Below are 14,238 nucleotides of genomic sequence, written 5' to 3' on the forward strand. Positions count from 1 at the left end.
TCAAGACCCAAGAACACGCAGGATTCGATTATGAGCTTACCTCTGCAGAAAATCGGCAAACTCGATCGCATGGAAACCGCCAGCATCGACGAGCTTCGTCACGAACAGCTTCAGCGCCTGCGCTGGAGCGTGGTCCATGCCTACACCAATGTTCCGTTCTACCGGAAGGCATTTGATGACATCGGCCTGAAGCCCATGGACATCAACTCCCTGGAAGATCTGGCCAAGATCCCGTTCACCACCAAATCCGACCTGCGCGACAACTACCCGTTCGGCATGTTTGCCACGCCGATGTCTGACGTGGTCCGGGTGCACGCATCCAGCGGTACTACCGGCCAGCCGACCGTTGTCGGCTACACCCAGGGTGACATCAACACCTGGGCCGACATCGTGGCCCGCAGCATCCGCGCAGGCGGCGGGCACCGCGGTGACAAGGTTCACGTTTCCTATGGTTACGGTCTGTTCACCGGCGGCCTGGGCGCCCATTACGGTGCCGAACGGCTGGGTTGTACCGTTATCCCCATGTCTGGCGGCCAGACCGAGAAGCAGGTTCAGCTGATCAAAGACTTCCAGCCGGACATCATCATGGTGACCCCGTCCTACATGCTGAACATCGCTGACGAGATGGATCGCCAGGGCATTGATCCGCACAAACTGCCGCTGCGTCTGGGCATCTTCGGTGCCGAGCCCTGGACCAACAGCATGCGCACAGAGCTCGAAGAGCGTCTGGGCATTCAGGCCCTGGACATCTACGGCCTGTCCGAGGTCATGGGCCCGGGTGTGGGCATGGAATGCATCGAGACCAAGGACGGCCCGACCATCTGGGAAGATCACTTCTATCCGGAAATCATCGATCCGAACACCGGCGAGGTGCTTCCGGACGGCGAGTATGGCGAGCTGGTTTTCACTTCCCTGACCAAGGTCGCGCTACCGATCCTGCGTTATCGCACCCGTGACCTGACCCGCCTGCTGCCGGGCACGGCCCGCCCGATGCGTCGTATCGACAAGATCACCGGCCGCAGCGATGACATGCTTATCATCCGGGGTGTGAACGTGTTCCCGAGTCAGATCGAGGAGCAGGTACTCAAGTGCGAGGCGCTGGCGCCGCATTACGAGATCGAAGTCTACAAGGAAGGCAACCTGGACTGCGTGGACATCCGTGCCGAACTCAAGCCGGAGGCCGGCATGGGTGACGAGGTACGCGCCAAGGCCGCCAAGGAGCTGGCGCACCACATCAAGTCCTACATCGGCATCAGCACCCGTGTAGAAGTAGTGGAATCCAACCGCCTGGCCCGCTCCGAAGGCAAGGCCAAGCGGGTTATCGACCGCCGGAAGTAAATTCCGGTAGCGCCCCGACCGGTCCCCACGGCCGGCCGGGGTCCTTACCATCCGGATTATCGAGATTTAATTTAACTCTCTCATAATAGATCTCGATAGTTTTTAATTACGTATCACTTTTTTTAGCCCAGGTATCAAACGCTTAAATAGTCATTACGTAACCTTTTAAACTGACATGACACACAAATACGTTCCTTGATTTTTATTCAGTATCATTTAATATTGATTGAAGTCAGAAAAATCATGAAGCGAGCATCTTTGCTCACAGAACAACAAGCCGAACCGGAGGTATTGTATGTACGCCCAGCTCGTTGAAACCGGAGCCAAGCGCGTCAAGAGCCTGGATGAGATGTCGCCCGAAGAGCGCGCATTCCAGGAAAAGATCGACGCCGAAGTTAAGATCGAACCGAAGAACTGGATGCCGGAGGGCTACCGCAAGACCCTCGTCCGTCAGATTTCCCAGCACGCCCACTCCGAAGTGGTTGGCATGCTTCCGGAAGGCAACTGGGTGACCCGTGCCCCGACCCTCAAGCGCAAGCTGCAGCTGATGGCCAAGATCCAGGACGAGGCCGGCCACGGCCTGTACCTGTACAGCGCCATGGAAACCCTCGGCGCCGATCGCGATGAGGAAATCGAGAAGCTGCACCAGGGCAAGGCCAAGTACTCCAGCATTTTCAACTACCCGACCCTGAACTGGGCGGACATGGGTGCCGTGGGCTGGCTGGTGGATGGCGCGGCCATCGTCAACCAGGTGGTCCTGCAGCGTACCTCCTACGGCCCCTACTCCCGGGCCATGATCCGCATCTGTAAGGAAGAGAGCTTCCACCAGCGTCAGGGCTACCAGATCCTGCTGGACATGATGCGTGAAGGCACCGAGGAGCAGAAGCAGATGGTGCAGGACGCCATCAACCGTCTGTGGTGGCCGGCGCTGATGATGTTCGGCCCGCACGACGACGAATCCCCGAACTCCCAGCAGTCCATGGCCTGGAAGATCAAGCGCAAGAGCAACGACGAACTGCGCCAGATGTTCATCGACCAGACCGTACCCCAGCTCGAGTACCTGGGCTGCACCGCACCGGACCCGGACCTGAAGTGGAATGAAGAAACCGGCCATTATGATTTCGGTGAAATCAACTGGCAGGAGTTCTACGACGTTCTCAAGGGCAACGGTCCCTGCAACCGCGAGCGCATCAAAACTCGCAAGAATGCAATTGACGAAGGCGCCTGGGTTCGCGAAGCCGCTGTCGCCTACGCCAAAAAACAAAAACAGCGCGCTGAAGCCGCCTGATACCGGAGGAAAGAATCATGGCTGAATGGAGCCTTTACGAAGTTTTCGTACGCAGCAAGCACGGTCTGAACCACAAGCACGTTGGCAGCGTCCACGCCAGCGATGCGGAAATGGCCATGGAAAACGCCCGTGACCTGTACACACGCCGCAACGAAGGCGTCAGCATCTGGGTGGTTCCGTCCGACGCGATCACGGCTTCTGCCTCCGATGAGAAAGAGGTGCTGTTCGACCCGTCGGAAGACAAGGTTTACCGACACGCATCTTTCTACAAGCTGCCCGACGAAGTCGGACACATGTAAGGAGCGGTTCCATGACTCAGAAAGAAGCACTCACGGAATACCTGCTGCGCCTGGCGGACTCCGACATGATCCTGGGCCAGCGCCTGTGTGAGCTGTGCGGCAAGGCCCCGGCCCTGGAAGAGGAAATGGCGCTGATGAACGTCGCCCTGGACCTCGTCGGCCAGGCCCGGAACTGGTACGAGTATGCCGCCGAGCTGATCGATGACGGTCGGGATGCGGACAAACTCGCGTTCCGTCGCGATGCCCACGATTACCGCAACTTGCTGCTGACCGAGCAGCCGAACGAAGATTATGCGGTCACCATGGGTCGCCAGTTCTTTTACGACGCCTGGCACTACTTCACCCTGAAGAGCCTGGTGAACGCCAGCGACGAGCGGGTTGCCGCCATCGCCGCCAAGGCACTGAAAGAGGTGACCTACCACCTGCGCCGTTCCTCCGAGTGGGTCAAGCGCCTGGGTGACGGCACCGAGGAAAGCCACCGTCGTATGCAGGATGCAGTAGACATCCTCTGGCGTTTCACCGGTGAGCTGATCACGCCGGACGAAACCGACCGTCTGATGGCGGAAGCAGGAATCGGTCCGGATCCCGAGCAGCTGAAGGAAGACTGGCGCGGACTGGTCAAGGAAGTGCTCCAGGAAGCCACCCTGACACCGCAGCCGGACGATGCCTGGATGTACCTGGGCGGCAAGCGCGGCGAACATACCGAACATCTCGGTTTCATTCTGGCAGAAATGCAGTTTCTGCAGAGGGCCTATCCCGATGCCACAACATGGTGATACAGACCCGCGGTCAGCGGTAGACAAGCTGATTGCCAGTGATCGCGTGCCGGCAGACGCCCGCACCGATCAACTGACCGAGGCGGACATCTGGGCCATCCTTGACGAGGTCAAGGATCCTGAAGTTCCGGCAGTAAGCGTTGTCGAGCTCGGCATTGTCCGGGCCGTGCACTGGGACGGGAAGGAACTTTCCGTCGATGTCACGCCGACCTACTCCGGCTGCCCTGCGACCGAATTGATCGAGGAGTTGATTGAGGAGGCCCTGCGTGCTGCGGGCTTCCGCAATCCCCGGATCAAACAGGTGCTGACCCCGGCCTGGACCACCGATTGGATTACAGACGAAGGCCGAGAGAAGCTCCGGGCTTTCGGAATCGCGCCACCCCAGGGTAGCGCCAGCAAGCGCAGCCTGCTGGGCGAATCCGAAGTGATCACCTGCCCCCATTGCGGCAGCACCAACACGGAGCGGGTCAGCGAGTTCGGATCTACCGCCTGTAAGGCGCTCTATCGCTGCAAGGACTGTCTCGAGCCCTTCGACTATTTCAAATGCATCTAGAGCCAAGACGACCATGAACAAATTCTATTCACTGGCCCTCAAAGAGGTCAGACCTGAAACAAGAAACGCGGTAACCCTGTCTTTTGACGTACCGGAAGACCTGGCCGACAAGTTTTCCTACAAGCAGGGCCAGCACCTGGTTGTTAGAACCAAGCTGGACGGCGAGGAAGTACGGCGCTCCTACTCCATCTGCAACAGCGTCAACGACCATGAGTTGCGCATTGCGGTCAAGAAGATTCCCGGCGGCCGTTTCTCCACCTTTGCCAACGAACAGCTCAAGCCCGGCCAGACACTGGAAGTGATGCCGCCCCAGGGCCATTTCTCCGTCGACCTGGACCCCGAGCGCGAAGGCAACTACCTGGCCGTCGCAGCCGGCAGTGGTATCACGCCGATCCTGTCGATCGTGAAGACCACCCTGGAGACCGAGCCCAAGAGTGAGGTCACGCTGTTCTATGGCAACAAGGCCACCAGCAACACCATGTTCCGGGACGAGCTCCAGGACCTGAAGAACGAGTACATGTCGCGCCTCAACCTGGTGTACATCTTTACCCGGGAAGAACAGGACATTGACCTGTACAACGGCCGGATCGATCACGACAAGTGTGATGCCCTGTTCGATCACTGGATCGATGCCAAGGCACTTACCGCAGCCTTCATCTGTGGTCCCCAGGCGATGACCGAGACCGTCCGCGACTCGCTGACCCGCCACGGCCTGGACAAGAGCAAGGTTCACTACGAGCTGTTCACACCGGCTGGTGGTGTGCCCCAGTCCAGGAAAGACCGGGATCCGTCCCACGTGGATCCGCAATCCATTAGTGAAGTGACCGTTATTGCCGACGGCCGCTCCCTGACCTTCCCGCTGGTTCGCGACACCAAGAGCATCCTGGATGCCGGTAATGAGGAAGGCGCAGACCTGCCCTACTCGTGCAAGGCTGGCGTTTGCTCCACCTGCCGCGCCAAGGTCGTGGAAGGTGAAGTGGAAATGGACCAGAACTTTGCCCTGGAGGATTACGAGGTCGAAGCCGGCTACGTGCTCTCCTGCCAGTGCTACCCGATCAGCGACAAGGTGGTTCTCGACTACGACGAGATGTAGTCCCTGCCCACCCCAAAGCTACGAACGAGGCAAGTCCCGGGTACACGGGACTTGCCTTCGTGTTTCAGAAACGAATGGAGTTTCCCATGTCAGTCCTGAAAAGTTTCATTGCCGGCCAGTGGGTCGGTGAAAAGCCCGCCAAGGCGCTAACCAGTGCCATCAATGGCGAGGTCGTCGCCCATACCCACGACGACACCATCGACTTCAAGAAAGCCGCTGAATATGGCCGCAAGGTCGGCGGCAAGAACCTGATGGCCATGGATTTCCAGGAGCGCGCCCTGGCCCTGAAGGCCATGGCCCTGTACCTGCAGGAGCACAAGAAAGAGCTGTATGCCCTGTCCATGCACACCGGTTCCAGCAAGGGCGATAACGGCATAGATATCGATGGCGGTTTCGGCACCCTGTTCTCCTACGCCAGCATGGGCCGCCGCGAACTGCCGTCCGGCAACGTCGTACACGAAGGCCCGGTGATGCCCCTGGGCAAGAACAACCACTTCGCCGGTACCCATATCCTGGTGCCCCGCGGCGGCGTGGCTCTGCACATCGACGCCTACAACTTCCCGGTGTGGGGAATGCTGGAGAAGTTCGCGCCCACGTTCCTGGCAGGTATGCCATGCATCGTGAAGCCGGCCACCTCCACCTGTTACGTCACCGAACTGGCCGTTCGTCTGATGCAGGAATCCGGTGCCCTGCCTGAGGGCGCCCTGCAGCTGATCATCGGCAGCACCGGCGACCTGTTCGATCACCTGGAAGAACAGGATGTGGTCACCTTCACCGGCTCTGCGGCAACAGCGCGCAAGCTTCGCAACCATCCGAACATCATCAACCGCTCGATTCCGTTCAACGCCGAAGCCGACTCGCTGAACAGTGCGATCCTGGCTCCGGATGTGACCCCCGAGCACGAGGACTTTGATGTATTCGTGAGAGAGGTCGGTCGTGAAATGACCGCCAAGGCCGGTCAGAAGTGTACCGCTATCCGCCGGGTCCTGGTGCCGAAAGACCGTGTCGACGCGGTCTGTGAGAAGCTCAAAGAACGGCTGTCGAAGGTCACCGTGGGTGATCCGTCTGTGGAAGGCGTGCGCATGGGCGCCCTGGCCTCCCTCGACCAGCTGGAAGACGTCAAGGCCAACATCCAGGAACTGCTGAAGACCAGCGAACTGGTTGTCGGTGGCGACGGCAGCTTCAAGCCAACCGGTGAAGGCACCGAGAAGGGCGCATTTATCGAACCGCACCTGCTCTTGTGCCGGAACCCTGAAAACGGCTGTGGTGCCCACGATATCGAGGCGTTTGGTCCGGTTGCGACCGTAATTCCCTACGACACCATTGAGGACGCGGTGGAGCTCTGCGCCCAGGGCCGGGGCTCACTGGTCACTACCCTGACCACCCGCGATCCGGCCATTGCCGGCCGAATCGCCCCGATGCTCGCCGCGTTCCACGGCCGCCTGCACCTGCTGGACGCGGAAGCCGCGAAGGAATCCACCGGCCACGGTTCGCCCCTGCCCATGCTCAAGCATGGTGGCCCGGGTCGCGCCGGTGGCGGTGAGGAGCTGGGCGGTATCCGCGCAGTCCATCACTACCTGCAGCGGACCTCCATCCAGGGCTCTCCGACCATGCTGGCCGCCGTTACCCGCGAATACGTACGTGGCGCCGATTTGATCGAAACCGACGTCCATCCGTTCCGTCGCCATTTCGAAGACCTGCAGATCAACGAGTCCCTGCTGACTCACCGTCGCACGGTCACCGAGGCGGACATCGTCAACTTCGGCTGTCTGTCCGGCGATCACTTCTACATGCACTTCGATGAGATTGCTGCACGCGATTCCCAGTTCGGCAAGCGCATTGCCCACGGCTACTTCGTGCTGTCCGCCGCGGCCGGCCTGTTCGTTTATCCTGGCGAAGGCCCGGTACTGGCGAACTACGGCCTGGACACTCTGCGCTTCATCGAGCCGGTGGCTCCTGGCGACACTATCCGGGCGCGCCTGACCTGCAAGCGCAAGATCGATCAGGGTCGGACCTCTCCGGACGGACACCCCCAGGGTGTGGTGGTCTGGGATGTCCAGGTTACCAACCAGAACGACGAACTGGTTGCGAGCTACGACATCCTGACACTGGTTGCCAAACGTCCCCAGTAATACCGGGGACGTATCCGGCCTGCCAACCGTTGGACCCGAACGGCAGGTCGGAGGCAAACAAAAAGGGGACAGGCCAAAAGCCTGTCCCCTTTTCTGTTTCCGCCCGGCGGAAGTTTTACATGCCCAGGTAGGCCTCCCGGACCTTCTCATTACTAAGCAGCTCCCGACCGGTGCCCTCGATGACCACCTTGCCGGTTTCCAGCACGTAACCACGGTCGGCCAGTGCCAGTGCCTGGGACGCGTTCTGCTCCACCAGGAAGATGGTGATGCCCTCTTCCTTCAGCTCCTTGATAATATCGAAGATCTCCTCGATGATCAGCGGCGCCAGGCCCATGCTCGGCTCGTCCAGCAACAGCAGCTTCGGCCTCGCCATCAGGGCGCGCCCCATGGCCAGCATCTGCTGCTGGCCACCGGAGAGTTCCCCGGCGAGGTTGTGGCGCTTCTGACGCAAGATCGGGAACTTGGTGTACATCCGCTCCAGGTCATCTTCAACTTCCTGGCTGCGGCCACGGGTGTAGGCACCCAGCAGCAGGTTGTCATGCACCGACAGGTCCTTGAACACCTGACGCCCCTCCGGAACCTGAACGATGCCCTCGGCCACCCGCTGGTCGGCCTGGACCTTTGCCAGGTCCTTGCCCCGATAGACCATGCTGCCACGATCCATCGGCTGCAGGCCGGAGATGCTCATCAGCAGTGTGGACTTACCGGCCCCGTTGGCGCCTACGAGGGACACAATCTCACCACTGTTGATGCGGACATCGATGTCGTGCAGCACCTCAATCTGGCCGTAGGAGGTGGCCAGACCCTTGATCGCGAGCATTTCCTCCTTGGCGTGGGGGGCGCTGACCCGCTCCGCATGCTTGAGGCCAAGGCCGCCGAAGCGCTCCGGGGTATAATTGATGATCTCGTGGCGCAGATCCCGGAACTCTTCCCTGACCCTTTCGCCGAACAGGGGATCGTTTTCGATGTCCCGTGCTTCGATGATCTGCTCCCAGTCCTCTTCGGACAGTACCTTGCGGGCACGGGGAATCACCACCCCTTCTTCCTTGCGGATGTGCTTGCGCAGGGCTTCGGTGAACCGGGCCAGGGCATGACTGAACTCTTCCCGGCCGTCCGGCCAGTTTTCCATGCACGTGGTCAGCAATTTTCGCAATTCCAGCAGCTTCTCGTGACCGACCAGATAGCCTTTTGACAACTTCTCCAGTAGCGGCAGCGATTCCGGATGCTTGTCTCCCAGGCGCTTGTACAACTCGATGTCCGTTGGCGTCGAGTGCACTCGCTCGGAAAAGTGCTCGATGTAATCGAAGATCTTGGTGAACAGTCGCTCATCCGGCTCCTGCTCATTGATGTTCATGTCACTGAGCAGCTGGTCCAGCAGGTCCAGGATGCGCCAGAGCGCCTGATGCTCGTGAACAATAATGCGTACTGCCTGCTCGCTGCGGGACTGGGCAGGCGCCATTTCGGTCTGTTGCTCGCTCATTTGAAATGTCTCCTTGCTCAGCCGCCCAGGTAGGCAGCGATGACGTCCGGATTGTTGCGGATTTCTTCAGGTGTACCTTCCGCCAGCACACGCCCGTAGTTCAGTACCAGCAGGCGGTCGGAAATCCCCATGACCAGCTTCATGTCATGCTCTACCAGCATGACGGTCGTACCCTGGTCGGCAATCTTCCGGATCAGTTTTTCCAGCGCCGCAGTTTCAACGGCGTTGAGGCCGGCGGCCGGCTCATCCAGCAGGATGACCTTGGGATCTGCCGCCAGGGCACGGGCAATCTCCAGGCGCTTGAGGGCACCATAGGACATCGCCGAGGCCTCGGTATCAAGGTACTCGCCACAGCCGACGAACTCCATCAGTTCTGCGGCCCGCTCACGACAGGATTTCTCATCCCGAAGCAGGGACGGCAACCGGAACAGCGTGGTGAACAGGTTACTGCGGAGCTGCAGGTGCCGCCCCAGCATCACGTTCTCGATAGCCGACATGTTCATGCAGATCTGCATCTGCTGGAAAGTACGGCACATACCGCGCTCCGCCAGCTCGTTCGGCTCCAGTTTCGCGGTACTCTCACCCTTGAGGCGGATCTCGCCCTTGGTTGGGGTATAGAGCCCTGTAATCAGGTTGAACAGGGTGGTCTTGCCGGCACCATTGGGGCCGATCACCGAATACACCTGCCCGGCTTCCACCGAGAAGGACACACCTTCCACCGCATGGACGCCACCGAATGCCTTGTCCAGGCCTTTTACTTCAATCAGTGCGCTCATGCCTGACCTCCCGCCTTTTTCTTCATCCGCTTACCGACAGCTGTCTGGATAGTGGGCAGCAGGCCCTTGGGCATGAAGATCATGGTGAGCATCAGGATTGCACCGAACATGACGGTCTCCAGCTCCTGGAAATCCGCCAGCACCTGGGGCAGGAGCTTGAGCACCACCGCACCGAGGATAACGCCCATGGTAGATCCCATACCGCCGAGCACCACCATGGTGATAAACAGGATGGAGAAATCGAACCCGGCCACCGCGGGCGTGATGAAGCCCTGGAAATGGGCGTACAGGCTGCCCATGGCACTGGCATAGATCGCCGAAACCACGAACACCAGACTCTTGTAACGGGCAGTATCGACACCCACCACACGGGCGGCCACTTCCGACCCGTGCACCGAGCGAAGCGCCCGGCCGATGGGCGAATCAATCAGGTTCTGGGCGAGCCAGACCGCAACCAGCAATACCACCGCTGCAAACAGGTACCAGGCTTCACTGCCATTGAGCTCCATCCCGAGCAGGTTGTAGCTGCCAAACGGGCTCAGCTCCCAGCCAAACACGGTGAAGGCCGGCACCGGCATACCATCCGGGCCACCGGTCAGCGCCCGTTCGTTGTTGAGGATGATCGCGATGATGAAGCCGACCGCCAGCGTCGCCATGGACAGGTAGTGCCCCTTCAGTCGCAGGATCGGGCGGCCCACAATCCAGGCCACGATACCCACCAGAATCGCGCCGACCACCAGCGCGGGCACCGAGGACCAGCCATAATTGCTGGTCATGATGCCGGTAAAATAGGCACCGAGGCCGAAGAAGCCGGCATGCCCAAGGCTGATCTGGCCGGCAAACCCGACCAGCAGGTTCAGGCCCACCACCGTGGCGGCGATGATCGCCATCTGGGTGGCCAGGTCATAATGGAACGGGTTGTTCAGGAACAACGGCAGGGCGAACAGGATAACCGCCAGAATGATCAGGTCCCGCAGCCGCATTTGCATGAATCTATTCAACATGATTAAACCCTCTCCACGACCTTGGCGCCAAACAGACCGCGCGGCATGAAGAACAGCACGATGAGAATCATGGAGAACGCCACGGCGTCCTTGTAGTCAGAGGAGATATAGCCGGCAGCCATGGCCTCGACTATACCCAGCAACAGGCCGCCGACAACGGCACCCATACCGCTGCCCAGCCCGCCGATGGCGGCGGCGACAAAGCCCTTGAGGCCGAGCATGATGCCGATGTCATAGGAGGTGAAGGTGATTGGCGCAACCACAACGCCGGCCACGGAACCGAGCACCGCTGATACCAGGAAGGCCAGCATCAGAACCAGCTGGGTGCGAATACCCACGAGACGCGCGGCCTCCTTGTTCATGGAGGTGGCGAGAATGGCCTTGCCGATCAGCGTACGCGTGAAGAACAGAACCAGCCCGACCACCAGGATCGCACCGATACCCAGGACCCAGAGGCTCTGGCTATTGAGCACAGCGCCGAAGATGCGGATCGGTTCGTCGCTGCTGAAATTCTGCATGACGTGGTATTCCTTGCCCCAGACCAGCTGGGCAAGACCACGAATGAAAATGGAGGCACCGATGGTAATGATGATCAGCGTGACCACATCCGCCTGTTTCGCGGGCGCAATGGCAAAGCGCTGAAGCAGGATTCCGAGTACACCGGCAAGCAACACGGCCAGGATGATGGCAAGCACCATGGGCACGCCCATCGCCGTGAGAGAAACAGTCGCCATGCCGCCAATCATCAGGAATTCGCCCTGGGCAAAGTTGATGACGTGGCTGGCGTTATAAATGAGAGTAAATCCGAGGGCTATCAGGGCATAAGTGGCACCGATAGTGATCCCGGTGAAGAGATACTGGAGGAATTCTGCAAACATAGCCGTGGTTCCGGTCGGACAGCATCTGCCCGCCCCGGACCGGGACGGGCAGACGGTTTACTGCTTGATGGATAGATCAGTTAATGAGCTTCCACTCGCCGTTCTGGACTTCCAGGATGCGGAAGGAGTCAGCGTCGAGGCCGTTGTGGTCTTCCGGTGACATGTTGAAGACACCGGTCACGCCGACATAACCCTGGATGTTCTCCAGTGCTTCGCGCACGGCTTCCTTGTCGGTGGAGCCGGCAGCTTCGATGGCCTGGACTGCCAACATCAGGCCGTCATAGGCGTAGGCACCGAAGGTGGACACCTTGGAATCCCAACGAGCTTCATACTCGGCCTTGTAGTCCTGCACGACCTTTTTCTGGGGGTCGTCATCCGGCAGGGAATCGGGCACCAGCAGCGGAGAAGCCGGCAGGCGCAAGCCCTCTGCGGAATCACCCGCGAGCTCCAGGAAGCTGTCGGAAGCAACACCATGGGACTGGTAGAACGGAAGTTCCATACCCAGCTGGTCGTAGTTACGGGTCACGATGGCCGGGCCCTGACCGAAACCGAAGTTCAGCACTGCCTCGACACCGTCGGTGTTACGGATGTTGGTGAGCTGGGCAGTCATGTCGGTATCGGAACCGCTGTAGGTCACGTCCGCCAACACTTCGATACCCATTTTCTCGGCGACTTCCAGAGTCTGGGTGCGGCCGGAGGAGCCGAAACCGCCGGTTCCGGAGATCAGACCAATCTTGGTGATGCCGCGATCCTTCATGTCGGTCAGGATACGCTCGGCCGCCATGCGGTCAGACTGGGGAGTCTTGAATACCCATTCCTTGACCGGGGTCGTGATCACCACGGCACCTGCCAGGGAGATGAAGGGGATCTTGGCCTGCTCTACCAGGGGCACCGCCGCCATCGTGGCACCGGTGGTGCTGCCGCCGACGATGATGTCGACACGATCGGAACGGATCAGGCGGCTGGCAAAGTTACGGGCGTTGGAAGCATTACCCACGTCATCGTAGTGGATCAGCTCCAGCTGGCGTCCCAGAACGCCACCCTCTTCGTTGATCTTCTCAACGTACATTTCCAGAGTTTTCAGTTCCGGATCCCCCAGGAAGGAGGCGGGGCCGGTTACTGACAGGAACGAACCGATCTTGATCGGCTCTGCAGCCTGGGCACTCATGACCAGACCGGCGGCTGCGATAGCCGCAAATTTTCCCGTGCGACGCAGAATTGTCTTAAGCATTGTTTTTGTTCTCCCGAATTGTGCGGGGCTTGCTTGCCCCCCATCCATTGCTCAGAAGTAAAACAACGATCGAGAGCCTGGCTCTGACTTCTGTGTCATTTCAGTCACCCTTCGACCCGTTGTCAGCTTTATATTTGTGTGCTCATCCCTGATCCATCAGATCCCTGATCATCATCATTGGTAAAATTCGATACCGTTGACGAATATCAATGGACATTATTGTATCATAATATCCGTGTCAACCGATTTGGTTGACTACCTGACAGGTTCTCACAGTAAAGCCGACCATGGTCCAAGGCGCCAGTCAGGCGACAGAGTAGTGAATGCTTTACGTGACACACAGGAACCGCATAATACGTATCAGATTTGTAATTCCTGATAATTGATAACCGATAACCGACAATAAGCCTATGTCTGCAAAAAACCAGCTTGAGCAGCTCGTCCTCAACTTCCAGAAGAAACGCCCGCTTCGTGCCGGCTCGCTGATCATCACCATCTATGGTGACGCCATCGTTCCCCGGGGAGGGACCGTATGGCTGGGCAGTCTGATGAAGCTGGTGGAACCCATGGGCATCAGTCAGCGGCTGGTTCGCACCTCGGTATACCGACTGGTGCAGGAATCCTGGTTGCAGACAGAGAAGGTCGGCCGCTGCAGTTACTACAGCCTGACCGGCCCCGGTCTTCGCCGGTTCGAGCAGGCGTTCCAGCATGTCTACAGCCTCTCGACCCGGGAATGGAGTGGCAGCTGGTGCCTGGTCTACCTCAACCAGCTGGCGCCCGACCTGAAGCAGAAAGTCCGGGAAGAACTGAAATGGCTGAGTTTCGGCAGTATGGCGCCGGGCGTAATGGAGCACCCGCGCTTTACCCGCAACGAACTGCTGCCGCTGCTGCAGGAATGGGGCGCTCTTGAAGACACCATCGTCATGGAAACCGTGCCCATGGAGCAGAAGAGCTCCAAGGCCCTGCGGTTGCAGGTGCGTGAAAGCTGGAACCTGGACGAACTGGGCGGGCGCTACCGGCGTTTCCTGTCGCAATTCCGCCCGGTCTGGCGCGAACTGCAGAACGAAGATGACCTGACCCCGGCGGAGTGCCTTACGCTGCGCATCCTGCTGATCCACGAGTACCGGAAGATCCTGCTGCGGGATCCGTTGCTGCCCGAGGAGTTACTACCCGGGGACTGGGAAGGGCGCAGCGCCAAGCAGCTGTGCCGGAACCTCTACCGTCACATCTACGCGCGCGCTGAAAAGTGGCTGGACGAGACCCTGGAGAACGCCTCCGGCCCGCTGCCTGGACCGAACGAGAAGTTCTACCGCCGGTTCGGTGGCCTGCAGGATACCAGCGACGAGAACGAAGAAAGGCTCACAGCGGTCGGCGAACCGGTGTGAGCCTT

Annotated in this window: 13 protein-coding genes and 1 pseudogene; 8 read left to right on the plus strand and 6 right to left on the minus strand. The window is 59.5% G+C overall.

The annotated features are described in order from the left end of the window. Positions 1–30 precede the first annotated feature (30 nt). The 7 genes from paaK to paaZ all read left to right on the plus strand — a co-directional run bounded on the left by paaK (position 31) and on the right by paaZ (position 7,479). A complete protein-coding gene (gene paaK / locus BM254_RS14465; protein ID WP_092005195.1) occupies positions 31–1,338 on the plus strand; it encodes a phenylacetate--CoA ligase PaaK in 1,308 nt (435 codons plus the stop codon). Positions 1,339–1,633: 295 nt separating this feature from the next. Next, positions 1,634–2,626: a 1,2-phenylacetyl-CoA epoxidase subunit PaaA gene (gene paaA, locus BM254_RS14470; RefSeq protein WP_092005198.1), complete on the plus strand. Its 993-nt coding sequence runs from the start codon at positions 1,634–1,636 to the stop codon at positions 2,624–2,626. Between the two features lie 17 nt (positions 2,627–2,643). Beyond that, complete coding sequence (paaB, locus tag BM254_RS14475; protein ID WP_092005201.1) at positions 2,644–2,925, plus strand: 1,2-phenylacetyl-CoA epoxidase subunit PaaB; 282 nt, start codon at positions 2,644–2,646, stop codon at positions 2,923–2,925. A gap of 11 nt (positions 2,926–2,936) precedes the next feature. Then, a complete protein-coding gene (gene paaC, locus BM254_RS14480) occupies positions 2,937–3,701 on the plus strand; it encodes a 1,2-phenylacetyl-CoA epoxidase subunit PaaC (protein ID WP_092005204.1) in 765 nt (254 codons plus the stop codon). Continuing rightward, positions 3,685–4,254 (plus strand): 1,2-phenylacetyl-CoA epoxidase subunit PaaD, encoded by a 570-nt coding sequence (paaD, locus tag BM254_RS14485; protein ID WP_092005206.1) that lies wholly within the window; start codon positions 3,685–3,687, stop codon positions 4,252–4,254. Before paaC ends, paaD begins: the two co-directional genes overlap by 17 nt. A 13-nt stretch (positions 4,255–4,267) precedes the next feature. Then, complete coding sequence (paaE, locus tag BM254_RS14490) at positions 4,268–5,347, plus strand: 1,2-phenylacetyl-CoA epoxidase subunit PaaE (RefSeq protein WP_092005208.1); 1,080 nt, start codon at positions 4,268–4,270, stop codon at positions 5,345–5,347. 86 nt (positions 5,348–5,433) lie between these two features. After that, on the plus strand, positions 5,434–7,479 hold the full coding sequence (gene paaZ / locus BM254_RS14495; RefSeq protein WP_092005211.1) for a phenylacetic acid degradation bifunctional protein PaaZ: 2,046 nt from the start codon (positions 5,434–5,436) through the stop codon (positions 7,477–7,479). A 115-nt stretch (positions 7,480–7,594) separates the two neighbouring features. Here paaZ and BM254_RS17895 read toward each other — a convergent pair whose 3' ends face one another. The 6 genes and pseudogenes from BM254_RS17895 to BM254_RS14520 form a co-directional block, all read right to left on the minus strand. Then, positions 7,595–8,299 (minus strand): ABC transporter ATP-binding protein, encoded by a 705-nt coding sequence (locus tag BM254_RS17895; RefSeq protein WP_245777451.1) that lies wholly within the window; start codon positions 8,297–8,299, stop codon positions 7,595–7,597. Positions 8,300–8,509: 210 nt separating this feature from the next. After that, positions 8,510–8,959 (minus strand): annotated as a pseudogene (locus BM254_RS17900) (hemerythrin domain-containing protein); the annotation flags it as partial. Positions 8,960–8,976: 17 nt separating this feature from the next. Continuing rightward, a complete protein-coding gene (locus BM254_RS14505) occupies positions 8,977–9,735 on the minus strand; it encodes an ABC transporter ATP-binding protein (RefSeq protein WP_092005217.1) in 759 nt (252 codons plus the stop codon). Next, positions 9,732–10,739 (minus strand): branched-chain amino acid ABC transporter permease, encoded by a 1,008-nt coding sequence (locus tag BM254_RS14510; RefSeq protein WP_092005220.1) that lies wholly within the window; start codon positions 10,737–10,739, stop codon positions 9,732–9,734. Before BM254_RS14510 ends, BM254_RS14505 begins: the two co-directional genes overlap by 4 nt. Positions 10,740–10,741: 2 nt before the next feature. Continuing rightward, a complete protein-coding gene (locus BM254_RS14515) occupies positions 10,742–11,617 on the minus strand; it encodes a branched-chain amino acid ABC transporter permease (protein WP_092005223.1) in 876 nt (291 codons plus the stop codon). A gap of 76 nt (positions 11,618–11,693) precedes the next feature. Then, positions 11,694–12,848 (minus strand): ABC transporter substrate-binding protein, encoded by a 1,155-nt coding sequence (locus BM254_RS14520; RefSeq protein WP_092005226.1) that lies wholly within the window; start codon positions 12,846–12,848, stop codon positions 11,694–11,696. Between the two features lie 410 nt (positions 12,849–13,258). Here BM254_RS14520 and paaX point away from each other — a divergent pair, with 410 nt between their 5' ends. Then, positions 13,259–14,233: a phenylacetic acid degradation operon negative regulatory protein PaaX gene (paaX, locus tag BM254_RS14525; protein WP_092005229.1), complete on the plus strand. Its 975-nt coding sequence runs from the start codon at positions 13,259–13,261 to the stop codon at positions 14,231–14,233. The last annotated feature ends 5 nt before the right edge of the window (positions 14,234–14,238 follow it).

The organism is Marinobacter pelagius, from assembly GCF_900114925.1.
In the GTDB taxonomy this organism is placed as follows: domain Bacteria; phylum Pseudomonadota; class Gammaproteobacteria; order Pseudomonadales; family Oleiphilaceae; genus Marinobacter; species Marinobacter pelagius.